Source organism: Methylocystis sp. S23 (genome assembly GCF_054106005.1).
Genome location: NZ_CM134185.1, coordinates 2,043,180 through 2,064,427, shown reverse-complemented (window position 1 = coordinate 2,064,427; position 21,248 = coordinate 2,043,180). Strand labels below are relative to the sequence as shown.

Genomic DNA, 21,248 nt, shown 5'->3' with positions numbered 1-21,248 from the left:
CGGCCTGTCGTCGCAGTCGGCGACAATCGCGCTCCGCAGGGTTGAATGTGAACGCGGACTGCCTTCTTTGAGATTTTCGCTCACTCCTTGAGCGTTCTCCCCCGACTTGGACCGCTGCTCGGCAGCGGTCCTTTTTTTTGCGCTTTTGATTACGGTTTCCGCTCCCATCGCTTCGCGGCGACATTGCGAGTGAATCAAACGAAGCCGGCGTCAGACGCCGAGGCGCATGGGCGGCTGAAGGGCCGGCGGACCGGAAATGCGCGACTGCGCGAGCCGCGCATTCAGGAGATTGATTTTGCGATAGGCGGGATCATCCGTGATTTCGCGGCCCGCCCAGTCCGGCAACGGCACGAATTCTTTTTCGTGCGTCAGTTCGACTTCCGCGACAATCACGCCGGCCAGCGCGCCGTCATATTCATCGATTTGCCAGACGAGACCCATGTAATCGACGGAATGGCGCGTCTTGACGACGACCTTGTCGCCGCAGAGCTTGCCGATCATCTCAGCCGCGTCCGCCATGGGGATCTCATATTCGAATTCCGCCCGCGCCGGACCTTCCCTGGCGCCTTTGACGGCGAGCGTCGCCCGGTCCTCATAGAGTCGGACGCGCGCTTTGCGCCCTTCCGACGCGGCGACGAGGCCGTCGATTATTTTTTCGCGCTTGTGGGAGAGGCCTCGCCACGAATCGCCGACGACGAGATATTTGCGCTCGATTTCGACAGACATGCGCCCACCCGGAAGAACGCCGCGCCCAAGCGTAAGCCATGTCTTTGGAGAAAGCAGCCGCCATTTTGCCGCGGCGCGCCCGCTCAGCGCAGCGCCGGCCTGCGGCCTTCCGAGCGGCCGAAGAGCTCATAATGCGCGAGCGGATTCATGCCGCTCGCGGCGACGTCGGGATTTCGTTCCATATATTGGGCGGTGGAGAAAAAGGGTCCCGGATCGAAGCTTTGGCGCGCGCCGTCCAGCAGGTAATGCGTGGCGGCGTCGCCGACGCCGCCATAGATTCGCGCATAGAAGCCGGCGTCGAAGAAAACGGAATTGCAGATCGCGAAATATTGCCGGGCCAAGGCGACGTTCCGGCTCTGCAACAATAGCCGGAGCCCCCGCGCCGCGACGATCGGCGCGTTCCATCCGATCCGGCGATAGCGCGCGCGCACATGCTCGAAGACGTCGAGCTGGCGACCGCTCGACGCGACGCTCGACTCTTCGCTGACCGCGTCGCGCAGCATTTGCTGCCTTGCGGCATAATATGCGCGGGTCTCCTCCGGCGAGAAGGTCTTGTAGCCGACATGGCGCAAATGCGCGTAGAATTCGGCGGCCGCCGTGTCGGTCACCTCCTCGACCGCGAAAGGCGAGAGGCCGAGGAAGAAAAGATCGGAAAGCAGCGCGCGGAAGCTGCTCGGCGTGAACGCCCAGCAGTGAACGTCGTAATAGGCGGCGTCATTGGTCTCGCGCTTCTGTTTCCAGGCCGCGAAGGCCTCGTGCAGCGTCGGCGAGACGGAAATCCGCTCGACGTCTTCATCGAGGAAAAAGGTGATCGCCGACCTGCCGCCGATCGCCGCATTGGCGATGAGCCCGTCCTGGTCGAAGATCTGCGCATGGGTTGGCCGCTCGCGCCTTTCGAAAAAGGCGTCGATCCAGGCGGAGAGGCTGGTGCGAGGCCGAAAAAAATCGAAACAGGCGCGCTTGTCCGGCAGCGCCATCGACAGATAGCCGCCCTTTTTGAGGACGCGCCCGCAAGCCTGCAGAAAGGCGACCGGATTGGGCAGATGCTCGAAATTATGTGACGAGACGATATAGTCGAACCCAAGTTCGACGCCGCTCGCCTGGCAGAGGGCGTCGATCGTCACCGCGCTGCCGACGAGATCGACCGCCTCGATGTGATCGACCTTTTCCTGCGGCACGCTGGGGTCCATCGTCGCCCGATGCGTGAGGGTCTCCGTATCGAAGACGTCGAGCGACAGGCAATTGTAGCCCTCCCGCTTGGGCGCCAATGGCGAAAAATAGGGGCCGATCTCAATTCCCCGCGCCTCCTTCGAAATATGCTTGAGAAGCTCCGTCTGACGATCCATCGGCCCACCGGGTAGAAGGGCGGTCGCGCCCGCCCCGCGTTCCAGTCTTATAGAAATTTTGCGCTATTGATAATAAGAGTGTCGCGCGCGGCCAGGGCCGTTCCCCCCTCGGGAGAAGGCCGTCACGGTCGCGCCGGGCCAGAGCCGCCCGCCCGCCTTGATCGCGGGATGCGAAGTCAGCAGAACTTGGACAGGAGCCTCGCGTGTCGTCCATTGATTTCTCCAAAGTCGTCGTCGCGCAGGGCGGCGGTCCGACCGCCGTCATCAACCAGTCCCTCGTCGGAGCGGTGCTCGAGTCGCGCAAGTTTCGCGAGGTCGAGCGCATTTACGGCGCCTTCCACGGCGTGCGCGGCATCGTCAACGAGGATTTCGTCGATCTGACGCAGGAGACCACGCATAATCTCGAAATGGTCGCGAACACGCCCTCTTCCGCGCTGGGCTCCACCCGCGACAAGCCGGACCTGAAATATTGCCAGGAAATTTTCAAGGTTCTGCGCGCGCATGGCGTCGGCTGCTTCTTCTATATCGGCGGCAATGATTCGTCGGACACGGTCCGCATCGTCTCCGAGGAAGCCCGGAACGCCGGCTATCCTCTGCGCGCGATTCATATTCCGAAAACCATCGACAACGATCTGATGGTTAACGACCACACGCCGGGATTCCCTTCCGCCGCGCGCTGGGTGGCGCAGGCCTTCGCGGGCGCCAATCTCGACAATTGGGCGCTGCCGGGCGTCTATATCGCCGTCGTGATGGGCCGCCACGCCGGCTTCCTCACCGCCGCCTCGGCGCTGGGCAAGAAATTTCCCGACGACGGCCCGCATCTCATCTACGTCCCGGAGCGCGCCTTCGTCGTCGACAAGTTCCTCGCCGACGTGAAGGCGACCATGGACAAACATGGCCGCTGCGTCGTCGCCGTATCCGAGGGCGTCTGCGACGAGAACCATGCGCCGGTCGCCGAGAGGCTCGCCAAGCAGGTGGAGCGCGACGCCCATGGCAATGTGCATCTCGGCGGCGGCGGCCTGGCCGACGAGCTGACCGAGCTCGTCAAGAAGCGGCTGGGCTTCAAGCGCGTCCGCGCCGACACTTTCGGCTATGTGCAGAGGAGCTTCGTCGGCTGCGTCTCCGACGTCGACCAGCGCGAGGCCCGCGAGGTCGGCGAAAAGGCGGTGCAATATGCGCTGTGGGGCGACCGCGACGGCTCCGTGACCATCCACCGCACGGGCTTTTATTCGGTCGACTACCAGCTCACCCCACTTGAACAGATCGCCGCCAAAACAAAAGTGATGCCCGACGAGTTCATCAGCCCCTGCGGCACGGACGTGACGGACGCCTTCCGCCTGTATCTCCGGCCCCTGCTCGGCAGCGGCATGCCCGACGCCTTCCGGCTGAGGCTCAACAGGGTCCCTAAGATCCTGACATAAAAGGTCTTACGGCTCCGCCCGGCCGGGCCCGCCCCGGCCGGGCCCCGCGCCGCCAGGGCCAGGGCGCCGATCTTGCTAACCTCTCCGATTGTGACAAGGTTGCAAATCCCGGCGCGCCTAAAATAAAGTGGAGCCGCGCGGAGGAGCGAGCGGCCCGCGCGGTTGGACGGGCGCCGGGTATGCGCCAGAGGCCTGACCCTCGAGAGGGGGAGAGACGCAAGGCGACCCTCTCCACCTTTTGTTAGGCCAGGGCCGTTAGATCATATGTTTGGATCGATTCGCGCGGCGAGTTGATTCATCAGGAGAAAATCATGAGCAAGGTCGGCGGCGGCGATTCCAAGAATACGCTTTACTGCTCGTTTTGCGGCAAGAGCCAGCATGAAGTCCGCAAGCTCATCGCCGGGCCGACTGTCTTCATCTGCGACGAATGCGTCGAGCTCTGCATGGACATCATCCGCGAGGAGAACAAGTCCTCGCTGGTCAAGCAGCGCGACGGCATTCCGACGCCCCGCGAGATCTGCAAGGTTCTGGACGATTATGTGATCGGCCAGGCGCAGGCGAAGCGCGTCCTCTCGGTCGCGGTCCATAATCATTACAAGCGCCTCAACCACGCCACCAAGCATGGCGATGTGGAGCTCGCCAAGTCCAATATCCTGCTGATCGGCCCGACCGGCGTCGGCAAGACAATGCTGGCGCAGACGCTCGCCCGCATCCTCGACGTGCCCTTCACCATGGCCGACGCCACGACGCTCACCGAAGCGGGCTATGTCGGCGAGGATGTCGAGAACATCATCCTCAAGCTGCTGCAGGCCTCCGACTACAATGTTGAGCGCGCCCAGCGCGGCATCGTCTATGTCGACGAAATCGACAAAATCTCGCGTAAAAGCGACAATCCCTCCATCACCCGCGACGTGTCGGGCGAGGGCGTCCAGCAGGCGCTGCTCAAGATCATGGAAGGCACCGTCGCCTCGGTGCCGCCGCAGGGCGGGCGCAAGCATCCGCAGCAGGAGTTCCTGCAGGTCGACACGACCAATATCCTCTTCATCTGCGGCGGCGCCTTCGCCGGCCTCGAGAAGATCATTTCCGCGCGGGGCCGCAGCACCTCCATCGGCTTCGGCGCGACGGTGCAATCGCCCGACGAGCGCCGCACCGGCGACATCTTCCGCCAGGTGCAGCCGGAAGACCTGCTGAAATTCGGCCTCATCCCCGAATTTGTCGGCCGCCTGCCGGTCATCGCGACGCTCGAGGATCTCGACGAGGACGCGCTCAAGAAGATTCTCACCGAGCCCAAGAATGCGCTGGTCAAGCAGTATCAGCGCCTCTTCGAGATGGAGAATGTCGAGCTGACCTTCCAGGACGAGGCGCTCACCTCGGTCGCCCGCAAGGCCATCGAGCGCCATACGGGCGCGCGCGGCCTGCGCTCGATCATGGAGGGCATTCTGCTCGACACCATGTTCGATCTGCCGGGCCTCGAGGGCGTGGAGCAGGTGGTCATCGGTCCGGAAGTCGTTGAAGGCAAAGCGCGACCGCTGTATATCTACGCGGAGCGCAGCGAGAAAAGCGGCGCTAGCGCTTAAAGCGCGCGCCGTCGCTTATGTTTGCGCGGCGCCCCGGGGAAAGCCCCCCCGGGGTCTTTCATATCGTCCTTGAATCGACCGTTTGCGTATCCCATTTCCTGCGTTACCGGGGCCGTGCGGGCATTCGACGCCGCAGCTCCTATGGCGTGAAGGCGCTTGAGCGAGCGTCTCGCGGCCAAAGTCTGGCTCAAGAGCGCCGGCCGGGTTGCACGGCCTAAGTCTTGCTAGTTCCGACTGATACTCGTTCGCTCGCATTTCTTCGCATTGCCGCCGGGCGGGATGCGCAAACGAAAGCAGGACACGAAGATGAGCAATGAAAAGCGCGACGCCATAACGCCGGGAGCCATCGAAAGCTACCCCGTCCTTCCCCTGCGCGACATCGTCGTGTTTCCTCATATGATCGTCCCGCTTTTCGTCGCGCGCGAGAAATCCATCCGCGCGCTCGAGGAGGTGACCAAGAGCGATCGCCTGATCCTGCTCGCGACGCAGAAGAACGCCGGCGACGACGATCCGGCGACCGACGCCATCTATCCCATCGGCACGCTCGCCTCCGTCCTGCAGCTTCTGAAGCTGCCCGACGGCACGGTGAAGGTGCTCGTCGAGGGCGTGGCCCGCGCCGCCGTGCGCAATTACTCGCGCGCCGATGATTTCTACGAGGCGGACGCCGAAGGGCTTGCCGACGATCCGGGCAATCCGGTCGAGGTCGAGGCGCTCGGCCGCTCGGTGATCTCCGAGTTCGAGAGCTATGTGAAGCTCAACAAGCGCGTTTCCTCCGAGATCGTGGGCGCGGTGACGCAGATCGAGGATTTCTCGAAGCTCGCCGACACGGTCGCCTCGCATCTCTCGGTCAAGATCGCCGACAAGCAGGACGTTCTGGAGACGCTCAGCGTCTCCAGGCGGCTGGAGAAGTGCCTCTCTCTGATGGAAAGCGAGATCTCGGTCCTCCAGGTCGAGAAGCGCATCCGCACGCGCGTCAAGCGGCAGATGGAGAAGACCCAGCGCGAGTACTATCTCAACGAGCAGATGAAGGCGATCCAGAAGGAGCTGGGCGACGAGGACGGCAAGGACGATCTCGCCGAGCTCGAGGAGCGCATCAAGAGCACCAAGCTCTCGAAGGAGGCGCGCGACAAGGCGACCGCCGAATTCAAGAAGCTGCGCCAGATGTCGCCCATGTCGGCGGAAGCGACCGTCGTGCGCAACTATCTGGACTGGATCCTGTCGATCCCGTGGGGCAAGCGCTCAAAGGTGAAGCGCGACCTCCAGCAGGCGCAGGACGTGCTCGACGCCGAGCATTTCGGCCTGGAGAAGGTCAAGGAGCGCATCCTTGAATATCTCGCGGTGCAGAGCCGCGCCAACAAGCTGACCGGCCCGATCCTCTGCCTCGTCGGCCCGCCCGGCGTCGGCAAGACCTCGCTCGGCAAGTCGATCGCCAAGGCCACGGGACGCGAATTCGTCCGCATGTCGCTCGGCGGCGTGCGGGACGAGGCGGAGATTCGCGGCCACCGCCGCACCTATATCGGCTCGATGCCCGGCAAGATCATCCAGTCGATGCGCAAGGCCAAGACGTCCAACCCGCTCTTCCTGCTCGACGAGATCGACAAGATGGGCATGGACTTCCGCGGCGATCCGTCCTCGGCGCTGCTCGAAGTGCTGGACCCCGAGCAGAACCAGACCTTCAACGACCATTACCTCGAGGTCGATTACGACCTGTCGAATGTGATGTTCGTGACGACGGCGAACACGCTGAACATCCCAGCGCCGCTGATGGACCGCATGGAGATCATCCGCATCGCCGGCTATACCGAGGCCGAGAAGCTGGAGATCGCCCGCAAGCATCTGATCCCCAGCGCCGTCCACAAGCACGGCCTCGCGCCGGAAGAGTGGATGGTCACGGAAGACGGCTTGATGGAGCTCATCCGCCGCTATACGCGGGAGGCGGGCGTGCGCAATCTCGAGCGCGAAGTCTCCAACCTCGCGCGCAAGGCGGTGAAGGAGATTCTGCTCAAGAAGACGCAGAAGATCGTCGTCACGGCGGAAAACATCGCCGACTATCTGGGCGTGCCGAAATTTCGCTACGGCCAGGCGGAGCTCGAGGATCAGGTGGGCGTCGTCACGGGCCTCGCCTGGACCGAGGTCGGCGGCGAGCTTCTGACCATTGAAGGCGTGATGATGCCCGGCAAGGGCAAGATGACCGTCACCGGCAATCTGCGCGACGTGATGAAGGAGTCGATCTCGGCGGCGGCGTCTTACGTCCGCTCGCGCGCGGTGGATTTCGGCGTCGAGCCGCCGCTCTTCGACCGCCGCGACATCCATGTGCACGTGCCGGAAGGCGCGACGCCCAAGGACGGCCCCTCGGCGGGCGTGGCGATGGCCACCGCCATCGTCTCGATCATCACCGGCATTCCGGTGCGCCGCGACATCGCCATGACCGGCGAGATCACGCTGCGCGGCCGCGTGCTGCCGATCGGCGGCCTGAAGGAGAAGCTGCTCGCGGCGCTGCGCGGCGGCATCAAGAAGGTGCTGATCCCCGAGGAGAACGCCAAGGATTTGGCGGAAATCCCGGACGCGGTGAAGAACGGGCTCGAAATCGTTCCCGTGGCTCGCATGGAGGAAGTGCTGCAGCACGCCCTCGTCTCCCAGCCGACTCCGATCGTCTGGGAAGAGGACGCGACGGCGCTCTCCAAGCGCGCGGCGGCCCTGGCGGAAGACGACGCGGGCGTACGCGCGCACTGATCGCCCGCCGCTTTGAATATGAAGCCCCGTCCCCCGGACGGGGCTTTTTTTGTCGCATCAACCTGCGGCGCCTCCGATAAAGGCCACATTTTCTCAGGTTTCCCGCAGCGCAGCGCCTGATTCGCCCGGTTTTCCGGCATTTTCTAGCGGGCGCCAGCTCCAATCCCTTGCCTTTCCAGCGATTCGGACTCAACACTCCGCTTCGCTACACGCCGACGATTCGAGGCCGCCGCCCGCGCGCGGACGCCGTCGGCCTCGCAGCGCGCTAAAATGAAGGATAAGACCATGAACAAATTGGAACTGGTCGAGCACGTCGCGAACGAGACGGAATGCTCGAAGGCCGCCGCGGCCGCTGCGATCGACGCGATCATTGACGGCATCACCAAGGCGCTCAAGAAGGGCGACGAGGTGCGTCTCGTCGGCTTCGGCACTTTCTCGGTCAAGAAGCGCGCCGCCGGCAAGGGCCGCAACCCCGCCACGGGCGAGGAGATCAAGATTCCCGCCTCCAAGAGCGCCCGCTTCAAGCCCGGCCAGACGCTGAAGGCCGCGCTCAACAAGGCCAAGTAGCGCCGGACATCCGGTCCCGGGCGCGGCCGTCGGACGTCTCCGGCGGCCGTACCGTTTTTTGGCGTCCCGGAGCGCTTGCCTCCCGTTCCCGCCCTCTCTAAAACCGTGCCCGCCGCTTCCTCCTGGAAGGCGGCGCGGGCGGTTAGCTCAGCTGGTAGAGCATCTCGTTTACACCGAGAATGTCGGGAGTTCGATCCTCTCACCGCCCACCAAGCTTTTCCTGTTCCAACCACGCCGGCGGCGAATGGTTGAATTGCCGGCGGCGCGCGCAAGATGAAGTTGCGCGTCAAGGTCCGGGAGAAGCCGATGAGCGCGCTGATCGAGATCGTGGAATGGTGCCGCCAGGAGCGGCAGAGGGTGAGAAAACTGGCGGCCTCGCTCGAATCCGGCCGGATGAGACATGCCGAAGACCGCGGCCATGGCTGGGTCGACACGACGGCGGCGACCATTTCCCGTCTGCGCCTTCATCTGGAAGAGCTCGACGAAATGCTCGATCAATATGAGTCCGAGCGCGCCCGCGACTGGCGGACGGACGCGCTCCGGGAGCGCCCCTATAGTCCGAAGGGATAGGTCTCGGGCGCGCCTTGCGGGCGGGCGGCGGGGAGCGGCGTCACGGCCCTCGTCTCCTCGATCCAGAGATAGGCGTCGAACTGCTCGGCGAGAACGGCCTCGAAGTAATGGCTCAGCAATTCGCTGTCGGGGCGATAGACCACGCCGATGGCGCGCTCCAGCATGGGTTCGCTCAAGGCGTCGGCGAGCGCTGGATCGCGGCGGCGCCGCCAGTCCGCCAAAGCGCGGGCGCGGCCGGTCTTGCGGAAGGCGCATTCGTAGCTGTCCTCGCGCGCGGGCCGCACGCTCTTCACCTCCATCGGCGCGCCCCAGTCGCTGGCCGCGGCGACCGTCCCGCGATCCGTGCCCATGCCGATCAGAACGGCGTCGTCGCCGAAGGAGGCGCGACAAAGCTCGCCAATGTTGAATTCCCCCGCCCATCCCATGGCGGTCGCCCCCGCATCGCCGACATGGGAATTATGCGCCCAGACGACGGCCTTCGTCTCCGGCCCGCGATGCGCGAGGAGCGCCTGGAGCGTGTCGAACATGTGCCGGTCGCGCAGATTCCACGACTCCCGCGCCCCGCGAAACATGAGCCTGTAATATTGCTCCGCGGCCCGGACGATGCGCGCATTCTGCGCCGCGTCGAAAAAGGCTTCTCCGTCCGCCTTCATGTAATCGAGGCGCCGGGACAAGAGCTCGACGAGTTGCCGGGCCGCCTCGTCCTCGCAGGGCTTTTGCCAGCCACGCAGCACGGCCCGGCCGTAATCGGCCGGCTCGTCCTGCCAGGGAGTCAGGCAGGCGTAGCGCTGGCGGGCGACCCCGGCGGCGCGGGGGTCCACCTGGTCGAGATAGTCGACGACAGCGTCGATCGAGGCGCCGAGGCTGTAGACGTCGAGGCCATGGAAGGAGACCCGGCGCGCCGGCGGCTCGTGGGCGTTGTGGTCGCGCAGCCAATCCAGAAACGCCATGACCTCGACATTGCGCCACATCCATGTCGGAAAGCGCGCGAAAGCCTCGCTTGCCCCGGCCATGGGGGCCTGATGGCGGACATAGCGGTCAATGCGCGCGGCGTCCGGCCAGTCGGCTTCGACGGCGACAACGCCGAAGCCGTGCCGCGTCACCAGCTCGCGGGTGATGGCCGCGCGCGCCCAGTAGAATTCAGACGTGCCGTGAGTCGCCTCGCCGAGCAGCACGACGCGCGCATCGCCGTAACGGCCGAAACGCCGGCCGAACTCCTCGGCCTTTTCGGGCGGCGGGAGAGATTCGCTCGCGCCGGCGAGCGCGCGCGTGATCGCGGAACGAACCTCGTCGCGGCGAAGCGTCGTCGGGGCGATGGGCGCCATGGCCGCTCTCCTCTGCACCGGTCTCCCCGAACGGCTGGCCAGCGGTCTTGTTCCCGCCGGGGCGGGGGGATCGGGCGCCTGGCGCGACCGCCAATCCGGCGGCGGCTTGACGCGGCGCCCGAGCCCCCTTAACTCGGCGTCCGAGAAGCAACCGCCCGGCGGCGCTCGCGAAGTGGGAAATGGCGATTTCCGACCGAATCATTTCCGCCTGCACACGGATCCTCGACGGTTTTTCCGGCGACCGTCCGGGGCGTCCCGCCGCGAACCGGCGTGTCGCGGCGCAGTGCGAAAGTCCTTTGCCGCTCGCGTTTTGGGAGTTAGGCTGGGTCCGGCGGAGATTCACGAGGTGCGGGCGACCATGCGGAAACTGAGGACCCTGGCTCTTGCAGCGCTCGCCCTCGTCGCGCAGGCCTTTCTCTCCTTAAGCGCCGCCCGGTCCGAGGAGATGAGCTTCCGGGTCGTGGGCCTCAATGGCGGCAATTGCGGCGCGCGCTGCCCGCAGGTGATCGCCGCCCAGGGCGAGATCGCGGAAGGCACGCCCGACGCATTTTTGAGCTTCGTCCGGCAGAGCGTCGGCGGCGGCAATCTGCACGGCATCGTGCTGCTCGATTCGCCCGGCGGCAAGGTCGTCGCCTCCATGGAGCTCGGGCAGGCCATGCGCCGGCTGGGCATGGCGGTGATCGTGGCGCGTCCGGCGGCGGAGCGGTCGTCCGACGCCATGTCGCTCGTGTCGGGCCGATGCTACTCGGCCTGCGTCTATGCGCTGATGGGCGGGAAGAAGCGGGTCATCCCGCCGCAGAGCCGGGTCGGCATCCATCGCATGTTCAACTATTCGACGAGCTTCGACTTTTCGGAAGGCCTCGTCCGCGAGCGCAATTACGATGACGGCGGCATGCGCGCCATGCTCGCGCGCTATGCGAGCGGCATGGGCGTGAGCCCGGACCTCGTCAATCTCGCCGAGCGCACCTCGCCCGATCAGCTTTATATGCTGTCCGGCGCGGACATTGCGCGCTGGCGGCTCGGGTCGCGCAAGCTCTGATCTCGCGCGCCGCCACGCCGAAAAACATAACGAAAGACAAGAAGTAGGGCTGACATGAAACATATTCTCGACGGGCTCGAACAGCGCCGCGCCTCGGCGCGCCTCGGCGGCGGCCACAAGCGCATCGAAGCGCAGCACGCCCGCGGCAAGCTGACGGCGCGCGAGCGCATCGACCTGCTGCTCGACCAGGGCTCGTTCGAAGAATTCGATATGTTCGTGACGCATCGCTGCACGGATTTCGGCATGGACCAGGGCGAGAAGACCTCGGGCGACGGCGTCGTCACCGGCTGGGGCACGGTCAATGGCCGCGCGGTCTTCGTCTTCGCGAAGGACTTCACCGTCTTCGGCGGCTCGCTTTCCGAGACGCACGCCCAGAAGATCATCAAGCTGCAGGACATGGCGCTCAAGAACCGCGCGCCCATCATCGGCATTTTCGACGCCGGCGGCGCGCGCATCCAGGAGGGCGTCGCGGCGCTCGGGGGCTATGGCGAGGTGTTCCAGCGCAACGTGCTGGCCTCGGGCGTCATCCCGCAGATTTCCGTCATCATGGGCCCCTGCGCCGGCGGCGACGTCTATTCGCCGTCCATGACCGACTTCATCTTCATGGTGCGCGACACGAGCTACATGTTCGTCACGGGTCCCGACGTCGTGAAGACCGTCACCAACGAAACGGTGACGGCGGAAGAGCTGGGCGGCGCCTCGGTGCATACGACCAAAAGCTCGATCGCCGACCGCGGCTATGACAACGACGTCGAGGCGCTGTTGCAGATGCGCCGCCTCATCGACTTCCTGCCGGCCAACAACACGGAGACGCCTCCCGAGTGGCCGAGCTTCGACGATGTCGACCGTCTCGACATGTCGCTCGACACGATCGTCCCGGACAATCCCAACAAGCCGTACGACATCAAGGAACTGATCACCAAGGTCGTGGACGAGGGCGACTTCTTCGAGATCCAGGAGGCCCACGCCAAGAACATCGTCGTCGGCTTCGGCCGCATCGAGGGGCGCACGGTCGGCTTCGTCGCCAATCAGCCCATGGTGCTCGCGGGCGTGCTCGACATCGACGCCTCGAAGAAGGCCGCGCGCTTCGTGCGCTTCTGCGACTGCTTCAACATTCCGATCGTCACCTTCGTCGACGTCCCGGGCTTCCTGCCCGGCACGGCGCAGGAATATGGCGGACTCATCAAGCATGGCGCGAAGCTGCTCTTCGCCTATGCGGAGGCGACTGTTCCGAAGGTCACCGTCATCACGCGCAAGGCTTTTGGCGGCGCCTATGACGTCATGTCCTCCAAGCATCTGCGCGGCGACGTCAATTACGCCTGGCCGTCGGCGCAGATCGCCGTCATGGGCGCCAAGGGCGCCGTCGAGATCATCTTCCGCGCCGATCTAGGCGATCCGGAGAAGATCGCGCAGCGCACCAAGGAATATGAGGACCGCTTCCTCTCGCCCTTCGTCGCCGCCGAGCGCGGATATATCGACGAGGTGATCATGCCGCATTCGACGCGCAAGCGAATCGCGCGCGCGCTGGCGCTGCTCCGTCACAAGGAGCTGGAGAATCCCTGGAAGAAGCACGACAACATCCCGTTGTAGGCGCCTTGCAGGCTACAACTTCTAGGAGACGCGGCATTGAGACGCGCCTTTCTCTTTCGTGCCGATTTGAAACGACTTAGCGGGAAGTAATGCCCAAATGCAGGGCGCCCGACTCGAAATTTCGACAGAGTGCACAATTTCGAGTGACAGCCCTTTTATTTTGGCATAATGTCCCCTCGCCAAGTTGGTTGGGTAAGCCTAAGCGTTTAAAGCGTTTAGCCTTTCAATTCCCAGCAACGGTCCAAGTCGGGGAGGACGCCGGAGGGAACGCGGCTCGCGATTAGCTCGATGAACGAGCGGCGGCGAGCGGTTATCGGAGCGCAAAAGACTTCGGAGCCAGGCGTTCAATCCGGTTAAAGGACAGGGTGCCAAAGAGTGGGGTTCGGCGCGGCCGTCCCCGCTCTTTGTGTTTAAGGGGGCATTATAGAAAATCCCTCTAGCCCGATCAGCCCATGGCCGAGCTGACGCCGGAAGGCCGCTGCTTGACGGGCGCGCCCCGCATTCCTACGTTCCTGACCGAATTCGCCAAACGGCCCGCAACGAAAGGCCCGCAATGTCTACGCAAAAAATTACCGACGCCACTTTCGAGCAGGAAGTGCTGAAATCCGCCGAACCCGTGGTCGTCGATTTCTGGGCCGAGTGGTGCGGACCCTGCCGCATGATCGCCCCCGCGCTGGAGGAGATCGCCGCGGAGCTGAAGGGCAAGGTCAAGGTCGTGAAGCTCAATATCGACGAAAACCCCACCGTCGCGAGCAAGCTCGGCATCCGGTCGATTCCGACGCTGATCATCTTCAAGGACGGCAAGGCCGCCGCGCAGAAGGTCGGCGCCGCGCCCAAGGGCGAATTGTCGCGCTGGATTTCCGCCGCGGTCTGACATGATTCTTGCGAGCCTGAAGGCGCGCGGTCGGGAGGACGACCGGATCGCGCGCCTTCAGGCTTGCTTTTTCTTTTGAGGCGTCGCGACCCGTGCTCGACCTTTCGGCCGACGATCTCACTGCGATCTTCCTGAGCCTCAAGGTCGCGACGGCCGCCACCTTCTTCGCGCTGCCCCTCGCCGTCCTCGTCGGCTATGCGCTGGCGCGCTGGCGCTTTCCAGGCCGCACCGCGCTCAACGCGGTCGTCCATCTCCCGCTCGTCATGCCGCCGGTCGTCACCGGCTTCGCGCTCCTGCTGCTCTTTGGCCGGCGCGGCCCCTTCGGCGCCTTTCTCGACGAGCATCTGGGAATCGTCTTCGCCTTCCGCTGGACCGGCGCGGCGCTCGCCGCCGCCGTGATGAGCTTTCCCCTCATGGTCCGGCCGGTGCGTCTCGCCTTCGAAAGCGTCGATCCGCGACTCTCCACGGCCGCCCGCTCGCTCGGAGCCAACCGGCTCTGGGCTTTCGCGTTGATCGATCTGCCGCTCGCCGGAAACGGCGTGCTGGTCGGCGCGATTCTCGGTTTCGCCAAGGCGCTGGGCGAGTTCGGGGCGACGATCACCTTCGTCTCCAGCATTCCCGGCGAAACGCGCACCGTCCCCGCCGCCATCTACGCGCTGCTGCAGACCCCCGATGGCGACGCCTCGGCCTTTCGGCTCGCAGCCATATCGGCGGCGATCGCCGTCGCGGCGCTCGTGGCGTCGGAAGCGCTCCAGTCCAGAATGAACGCGCGATGATCTCGCTCGACGTCCGCCTCGACCGAAGCGGCTTCCGGCTTGCCTGCGCCTTTGAGAGCGACGCGCGCGTGCTCGCCTTTCACGGACCTTCCGGCGCCGGCAAATCGACGCTCGCCCACCTCATCGCCGGCGTGATCCGCCCGGACAGCGGACGAATCGTCGTCGACGGCGTCACGCTGGTCGACACGGCCTCGCATAAATTCGCGCCGCCCGAGAAGCGGCGCGTCGGCGTCGTGTTCCAGGACGCCCTACTCTTCCCGCATCTCTCGGTGAGGACGAACATTCTTTTCGGCCGATTCTTTACGCCCAAGGCCGAAAGGACCGCGCCCTTCGACGCGATCGTCGAGACGCTCGGCGTCGGCCATCTGCTCGAGCGCCGGCCGGCGACCCTCTCCGGCGGCGAGCGCCAGCGCGTCGGCCTCGCCCGGGCGCTTCTGGCCTCGCCCCGCCTGCTGCTGATGGACGAGCCCATGGCGTCGCTCGATCACGCTCGCCGTCAGGAGATCATGAGCCTCATCGAAAGGCTGCGCGACGAGTTCAAGACGCCCATGGTGCTCGTCTCGCATTCGGCGGAAGAGATCGCGCGGCTCGCGGATGAGACGCTGATCATCGACAAGGGGCGCGTCGTCGCGCAGGGCGCGCCGCTCGACGTTCTGCCGGGCGCGAGCCGCCTCATCGAAGGCGGGCGCTTCGGCCTGACGAACTCCCTCGTGGCGCGCGTCGACGCCGTGGACGAGTCATACGGCGTCACCCGGCTCGCGCATCCGGCCGGCGAAATTCTCGTGACCGCCCGCCTCGCCGATACCAGAGAAGCGCGCATCGCCATCAAGGCGACCGACGTCGTTCTGGCGAAGTCGCCGCCGACGGATACGAGCATGCGCACCATTCTCCGGGGCCGCGTCGCCAAGATCGACGTCAACAGCAACGCGCTCGCCTTCGTCACGCTCGATCTCGCCGGCGGCGACCGGCTCGTCTCCGCCGTCACGCGGCTGGCCCTCGACGAACTCGCGCTCGCGCGGGGCTCGGAGGTTTTCGCTCTCGTGAAATCCGTCGCGCTCGACGAGCGCGCCTTATAGGCCGGGCGGAGGCGGAGCGAAGGCCATGGCGGCGAGACCCGCCGCCAGCGCGAGCGCGGAGGTCGCGCCGACGCGCCGCCCCATGGCGAAGCCGCCGACCGCCCAGGCGATCCCCACCTTCACGACCGTGTTCGAGAAGATCGCCAGCAGGACCGAGAGCGCCGCGGCGCCGGCCCCGATCTCCCCCACGCCCTGACTCGCCATGGTGAGCGAGATGGCGTCGACGTCGGCGACGCCGGAAATGAGCGCGAGCGCATAGGCGCCGGAGCTGCCCCCGAATTTGGTGACGATCTTGGACAGGATCATCACGGCGGCGAGCAGCGCGCCGAATTTCAGCACCGCCGGCAAATCGAGCGGATTGCCGATCGTGAGCGGATTGCGCTCGCTTTCGTCATCCATGGCGCCGATCCGCATCAGCGCGCCGCCGGCGAGGAAATAGACGAGGCCGACCGCGACGAGCGGCGCCGCGAGGCGCAGGCCGAATTCGGGGTTCACGAAGCTCAGAATGGCGAGCACGCGCGGCGCCATCATCGCATTCGCGAAGATCGCGCCGGCCGCGAGCACATTGACCTGCTCGGGATGCTCGCCGGCGATGCGCGACAACGCCGCCGTCGCGGCGGTGGAGGATGCGAGCCCGCCCGCCATGCCCGCGACCGCGACGCCGCGCCGGTAGCCCACGAGCCGCACGGCGATATAGCCGGCGAAGGAAATGACGCCGATCAGCACGGTCATCAGCCAAAGATCGTGCGGATTGACCGCGCCCCAGCGGTCGATCGCCTCATCGGGAAGCACGGGCAACAGGATGAAGCTCATGGCGAGGAGCGCGAGCGCGGAGCGCAGCTCGATCCAGGTGAGCCGCTGCACCCATCCGTGCAGCAGGGTCTTGAGCGCCAGAAGCGCGGTCGTGGCGACGGCCGCGGCGGCGGCGGCCAGCCGGTCGCCCACGACCGCGAAGGCGCCGAGCGCGAAAGCCAGCAGCACGCCGATGAGCGTCGTCGCCCCGAAGGTCTGGTTGTGGATCGTCTCGCGATAGCGGAAGAGGCCGATCAAGGCGCCGAAAAGGAGGAAGGCCGCGCCGAGCGCGACGGCCCCGCCGTCATGCGCGAATTGCATGGCGACGGCGCCCCAGACGCCGCCGAGCAGCGCCGCGAGCCCGTGGGTGCGCAGGCCGGCGGCCCGCTCGCCCTCCTGCTCCTCGCGCGTGCGCCAGCCGCGCTCGAGCCCGATGAGCAGGCCGATCGCCAGGGCGACGAAGAGCCGCTGGATCAGTTCGGCCGTGCCCATTTCATACATGCGGAAAGGCTTTCTCGCAGACCCGGAAGAAACTCGCGCCGCATACGCGGCTGCATTACAGACTATCGTGATAACGCTTGAATCTTACCAGTCCGGAAGCCGCGTAATGCCCCCTCTGCATCCCTCCGATCGCTCCGCCGTCGCCCCCTTCATGGCGATGGACGCTTTGCGCGAGGCCAGGGCGCTGGAGCGCGCCGGGCGGCATATCGTACATATGGAGCTCGGCGAGCCAGGCGCGCCCGCCCCCCGGCTCGTGCGGGTGGCGGCGGAAGCGGCGTTGCGGGAGGGGAGACTCGGCTATGGCGAGGCGATGGGCGATCTGCGCCTGCGCGAAAGAATCGCCGCGCACTACGCCGCCCGTCATGATGTGGCGCTCCCGCCCGACCGGATCATCGTCACGACCGGCTCCTCCGGCGGCTTCACGCTGGCGCTTCTCGCCGCCTTCGACGCCGGCGCCCGCATCGCCGTCACGGCGCCGGGCTATCCGGCCTACGCCAATATTCTCTCGTCGCTGGGGATCGAGGCCGTTCCACTCGAAGTCGGGCCGGAGACGCGCTTTGCGCCCACCGCCGCCATGCTGGAAGCCGCCCATCGCGAGAAGAAACTCGACGGCGCCTTGTTCATGAGCCCGGCGAATCCGACCGGAGCGGTGATCGAGAAGGAAGAGCTCGCGCGCATCTGCGCCTTCTGCGACGCGGCCGGGATCGCCTTCGTCTCGGATGAGATCTATCACGGGCTCGAATATGGCGCCCCGGCCGAAACGGCTTTGCGCTTCACGCAAAACGCCATCGTCGTGAACTCCTTTTCCAAATATTACGCCATGACCGGCTGGCGGCTCGGCTGGCTCGTCGCGCCGGAATCGCTCATGCGTCCGCTGGAGCGCCTGCAGCAGTCGCTCGCGATCTGCGCGCCGACCATCTCGCAACGCGCGGCGCTCGCGGCGTTCGACGCGACGGAAGAGCTGGAGGAAATCCGCGCCGGCTATGCGCGCAGCCGCGCGCTGCTGCTCGAGCGCCTGCCGGCCATGGGGCTCGATAGATTCGCGCCGCCCGACGGCGCCTTCTACATCTATGCCGATATCTCGGCCTTCACGGCCGACTCGATGGATTTCTGCAAACGCCTGCTCAACGAGGCCGGAGTCGCGGCGACTCCCGGCCTCGATTTCGATCCGAGGCGCGGCGCGACGACGATCCGCCTTTCCTATGCGGGCGCGGAGGCGGATGTCGCGGAAGGGGCCGCGCGGCTCGGGGCATGGCTGTCGGCCCAGCCCCGGCGCTGATCTCTCCTACTGGCCGAAGGGCGTGCGCACCTTTTGCCACCAGCCGCCCTTCTTCGGCGCGGTCGGATCGGCCTGGGTGATGACCACTTCGGTCGGCTTGCGCGCGGGCGCCCGCCCGGACTCGACCGGCTCGATGGCGGCCGGTTCGGGCGCGGCCTCCGCCGCCGCCGGCTCGGCCTCGGTCGGCTCGGCGCTCGGCGCTTCCGCTTCGACAGCGGCGGGCGGAGCCGCCGCTACCGTTTCGGCCTCCTCCGGCGTCGGCGCCTGGCTGACGATCGGCGTCTCCGGCGCGGCCGTCTCGACGGCGGGGCCTTCGGCGTCAGGCGCGAAGTCCGGCATATGCGCCTCGCGCGGCGAAACCAAGCCTTCGAGTTCCTGCGCGCCTTCGTCGGCCGGGAAGAGCGCGGAAGGGTCGCGGAACTCATCAGGAAGCGGCGCGGAACGGCGCCAGCGGCCCGGGCCGCGGCCTCGGCCGACGCGCGGCTCGCGAGGCGCGGGCTGCCCCTCGATCGCCGCCATAACGGCGAGGCCTTCGTCGGAGGGCTGCTCCGCCTCGGGCGCCATCAGCTCGCCATTGCCGTTCTGACCGCCGCCACGGCCCCGGCGGCGGCGGCGGCGGCGCGAGCGCGGCGCGCCGTCCTCGCCTTCCTCGCCGCCATTGAAGCGGCGCGGCTCGCGGCGGCCGCCGGCGCTCGCCTCCTCCTCCTCGCCGCCATCGGCGATCTCATCCTCGGCGAGCAGCTCCTCGGGGCTCTCTTCCTCCAGAGGCTCGGCGCGGACCGAATCGACGCGCAGCGGGGCCGGCGCCGTGGAGACGCGCGGGCCGGAGGCGAGTTCGCCGCGCTCCAGCGCGTGATAATTCGCCCCGGTCAGCGTGTCGTCGGCGGCGACGGTGATGTGGACGCCGAAGCGGTTCTCCAGCGCCTGCAGATGCGCGCGCTTCTGGTTGAGGATGTAGAGGGCGACCACGGCGCGGGTGCGCAGCGTCACGTCATGCGACGCGCTCTTGAGCAGCGCCTCCTCCAGCACGCGCAGCACATGCAAAGCGATGGAGGCGGTGGAGCGCACATGGCCGGCGCCCGCGCAATGCGGACAGGGCACGGTCGAGCCTTCGACGACGCCGGCGCGGATGCGCTGGCGCGACATTTCCAGAAGGCCGAAATGCGAGATGCGGCCGACCTGGATGCGGGCGCGGTCGTTCTTGAGCGCGTCCTTGAGCCGCCGCTCGACGGCGCGGTTGTTGCGGCTTTCCTCCATGTCGATGAAATCGACGACGATGAGGCCGGCGAGGTCGCGCAGGCGGAGCTGGCGGGCGACTTCATCCGCCGCCTCGAGATTGGTGCGCAACGCCGTGTCTTCGATATTATGCTCGCGGGTCGAGCGGCCCGAATTCACGTCGATCGCGACCAGCGCCTCGGTCTGGTTGATGACCAGATAGCCGCCGGACTTCAGCGTGACGTGATTGGAGAACATCGCGTCGAGCTGCGCCTCGACCCCCGCTTCCGCGAAGATCGGCGCGGGCTCGCGATGCTGCTTCACGTTCTTCGCATGGCTCGGCATGAGCATGCGCATGAAGTCCTTGGCCTCGCGATAGGCGTCCTCGCCGGAGACGACGATCTCCTCGACGTCGCGGCCGTAAAGGTCGCGAATGGCGCGCTTGATGAGCGAGCCTTCCTCATAGACGAGGGTCGGCGCCGAGGAGCGCAGCGTCAGCTCGCGCACGCTCTCCCAGAGCCGCAGCAAATATTCGAAATCGCGCTTGACCTCGGCCTTGGTGCGCGTCGCGCCGGCGGTGCGCAGAATGACGCCCATCCCCTCCGGCACTTCGAGATCGTGGACGATTTCCTTGAGGCGCTTGCGGTCGGCGCCGTCGGTGATCTTGCGGGAGATGCCGCCGCCGCGCGCCGTGTTGGGCATCAGCACGGAATAGCGGCCGGCGAGCGAAAGATAGGTGGTGAGCGCGGCGCCCTTATTGCCGCGCTCCTCCTTCACGACCTGGACGAGCAGCACCTGGCGGCGCTTGATCACTTCCTGGATCTTGTACTGGCGGCGCGGACGCACCACGCGGAAGGGCGCCTCGTCCATGGCGTCGCCGCCAATGTGCTCGACATGCTCTTCCTCGTCATGCTCCTCGTCGTCGTGATCCTCGTCAGGCGAGTCCTCATGAGAGGGGGCGCGGGCCTCGACGGCCTCCTCTTCCTCGCCTTCCTCTACGGCCTCGGGGCCTTCCTCGGCCGCCTCTTCGCGGGCGCGCTCGCGCTCTTCGTCGCGCTCGTCCTGGCGGCGCGCCTTCAGCTCATGGTCGGGAGCCGGCGCCTCTTCCGAAAACTCCTCGGCCGCGCCCTCCTCGACGGAGCCGAAGCCCGACGGATCGACGGAAATGGTGTGATGCGGCTCCTCGGCCGCCGGCGCGGCGTCATCCCCGGCTTCGGCCTCGGCGCCGGCCGGCGCGGCGGCTTCCGTGGCGGGCGCTTCCGGCGCGGCCTCGACGGCGCGCTCGGCGATCGCTTCCTCCTCGACATGCCCGGCCGAAACGCCCTCGTCGGCGGCCTCGATCAGGGCCTCGACGTCAATGGGCTCGCTGACCACGGCCTCGTCGGCCATGGCGCGCTTCTCGGCCCCTTCATGCTGACGGCGGCGCGAGCGGCGCCGGCCGCCGCCGCCATGCGGGCGGTGCTCCTCCTCCTCGTGCTCGCGATGGGCGCGGCTCTCTTCCTCGAGCAGCGCCTGACGGTCGGCCACGGGAATCTGATAGTAGTCCGGATGAATTTCGGCGAAGGCCAGGAAACCGTGCCGGTTGCCGCCGTAATCGACAAAAGCGGCCTGGAGCGAGGGCTCCACGCGCGTGACCTTGGCGAGATAGATATTGCCGCGAAGCGGTTTCTTGTCGGCGGCCTCGAAGTCGAATTCCTGAACGCGGTTACCGCGTAGCACCACCACCCGGGTTTCCTCCGGGTGGGAGGCGTCGATGAGCATTTTGTTGGCCATGGGGGACTCTTTGGGGCGTCGCGCGCGCGGCGGCCGGCGGGGCGCGCCGCCATCCCGTCAGGGACGCG

Annotated in this window: 16 protein-coding genes and 1 tRNA gene; 12 read left to right on the top strand and 5 right to left on the bottom strand. The window is 66.3% G+C overall.

All coding sequences use genetic code 11. From position 1 onward, the window contains the following. Positions 1–210: 210 nt before the first annotated feature. Both ACV7JP_RS10140 and ACV7JP_RS10135 read right to left on the bottom strand, forming a co-directional pair. A complete protein-coding gene (locus ACV7JP_RS10140; RefSeq protein ID WP_457795564.1) occupies positions 211–726 on the bottom strand; it encodes a CYTH domain-containing protein in 516 nt (171 codons plus the stop codon). Between the two features lie 83 nt (positions 727–809). Continuing rightward, entirely contained in the window at positions 810–2,072 is a 1,263-nt protein-coding gene (locus ACV7JP_RS10135) for a methyltransferase domain-containing protein (protein WP_457795563.1), read from the bottom strand. A gap of 203 nt (positions 2,073–2,275) precedes the next feature. On the opposite strand from ACV7JP_RS10135, the gene ACV7JP_RS10130 reads away from it, so the two are divergent. The 6 genes from ACV7JP_RS10130 (at position 2,276) to ACV7JP_RS10105 (ending at position 8,940) form a co-directional block, all read left to right on the top strand. Beyond that, complete coding sequence (locus ACV7JP_RS10130; protein ID WP_457795561.1) at positions 2,276–3,493, top strand: 6-phosphofructokinase; 1,218 nt, start codon at positions 2,276–2,278, stop codon at positions 3,491–3,493. 311 nt (positions 3,494–3,804) lie between these two features. After that, on the top strand, positions 3,805–5,070 hold the full coding sequence (gene clpX, locus ACV7JP_RS10125; RefSeq protein WP_457795560.1) for an ATP-dependent Clp protease ATP-binding subunit ClpX: 1,266 nt from the start codon (positions 3,805–3,807) through the stop codon (positions 5,068–5,070). A 306-nt stretch (positions 5,071–5,376) separates the two neighbouring features. Beyond that, positions 5,377–7,803 (top strand): endopeptidase La, encoded by a 2,427-nt coding sequence (gene lon, locus ACV7JP_RS10120; RefSeq protein ID WP_457795559.1) that lies wholly within the window; start codon positions 5,377–5,379, stop codon positions 7,801–7,803. Between the two features lie 285 nt (positions 7,804–8,088). After that, positions 8,089–8,370, top strand: coding sequence for an HU family DNA-binding protein (locus tag ACV7JP_RS10115; protein ID WP_457795558.1), 282 nt, complete (start codon positions 8,089–8,091; stop codon positions 8,368–8,370). 136 nt (positions 8,371–8,506) lie between these two features. Then, positions 8,507–8,582 (top strand) — tRNA-Val (locus ACV7JP_RS10110). 61 nt (positions 8,583–8,643) lie between these two features. After that, a complete protein-coding gene (locus ACV7JP_RS10105; RefSeq protein ID WP_457795557.1) occupies positions 8,644–8,940 on the top strand; it encodes a hypothetical protein in 297 nt (98 codons plus the stop codon). Here ACV7JP_RS10105 and ACV7JP_RS10100 read toward each other — a convergent pair. Then, the gene (locus ACV7JP_RS10100) at positions 8,922–10,265 is read right to left on the bottom strand and encodes an erythromycin esterase family protein (RefSeq protein ID WP_457795556.1); all 1,344 of its coding nucleotides are present in this window, start codon (positions 10,263–10,265) and stop codon (positions 8,922–8,924) included. The genes ACV7JP_RS10105 and ACV7JP_RS10100 overlap by 19 nt on opposite strands. A 358-nt stretch (positions 10,266–10,623) precedes the next feature. Between ACV7JP_RS10100 and ACV7JP_RS10095 the strand changes: the two genes are divergently transcribed. From ACV7JP_RS10095 to modC, 5 genes are all read left to right on the top strand, one after another. Then, positions 10,624–11,304: a hypothetical protein gene (locus ACV7JP_RS10095; RefSeq protein ID WP_457795555.1), complete on the top strand. Its 681-nt coding sequence runs from the start codon at positions 10,624–10,626 to the stop codon at positions 11,302–11,304. A gap of 54 nt (positions 11,305–11,358) precedes the next feature. Beyond that, the gene (locus tag ACV7JP_RS10090; protein WP_457795554.1) at positions 11,359–12,894 is read left to right on the top strand and encodes an acyl-CoA carboxylase subunit beta; all 1,536 of its coding nucleotides are present in this window, start codon (positions 11,359–11,361) and stop codon (positions 12,892–12,894) included. Positions 12,895–13,447: 553 nt separating this feature from the next. Beyond that, entirely contained in the window at positions 13,448–13,768 is a 321-nt protein-coding gene (gene trxA / locus ACV7JP_RS10085; RefSeq protein WP_457795553.1) for a thioredoxin, read from the top strand. Between the two features lie 92 nt (positions 13,769–13,860). Beyond that, entirely contained in the window at positions 13,861–14,544 is a 684-nt protein-coding gene (gene modB, locus ACV7JP_RS10080) for a molybdate ABC transporter permease subunit (RefSeq protein ID WP_457795552.1), read from the top strand. Beyond that, positions 14,541–15,620 carry a molybdenum ABC transporter ATP-binding protein gene (modC, locus tag ACV7JP_RS10075; RefSeq protein ID WP_457795551.1) on the top strand — a complete coding sequence of 360 codons (1,080 nt, stop codon included), beginning with the start codon at positions 14,541–14,543 and terminating at the stop codon, positions 15,618–15,620. Before modB ends, modC begins: the two co-directional genes overlap by 4 nt. Here the strand turns inward: modC and ACV7JP_RS10070 are convergent. Continuing rightward, positions 15,615–16,913: an MgtC/SapB family protein gene (locus ACV7JP_RS10070; protein WP_457795550.1), complete on the bottom strand. Its 1,299-nt coding sequence runs from the start codon at positions 16,911–16,913 to the stop codon at positions 15,615–15,617. The two genes, modC and ACV7JP_RS10070, sit on opposite strands and share 6 nt — an antisense overlap. 106 nt (positions 16,914–17,019) lie before the next feature. On the opposite strand from ACV7JP_RS10070, the gene ACV7JP_RS10065 reads away from it, so the two are divergent. Beyond that, positions 17,020–18,192, top strand: a complete 1,173-nt coding sequence (locus ACV7JP_RS10065; RefSeq protein WP_457795549.1) for a pyridoxal phosphate-dependent aminotransferase — start codon at positions 17,020–17,022, stop codon at positions 18,190–18,192. Positions 18,193–18,198: 6 nt separating this feature from the next. Here ACV7JP_RS10065 and ACV7JP_RS10060 read toward each other — a convergent pair whose 3' ends face one another. Next, a complete protein-coding gene (locus ACV7JP_RS10060; protein WP_457795548.1) occupies positions 18,199–21,180 on the bottom strand; it encodes an Rne/Rng family ribonuclease in 2,982 nt (993 codons plus the stop codon). Between the last annotated feature and the right edge of the window lie 68 nt (positions 21,181–21,248).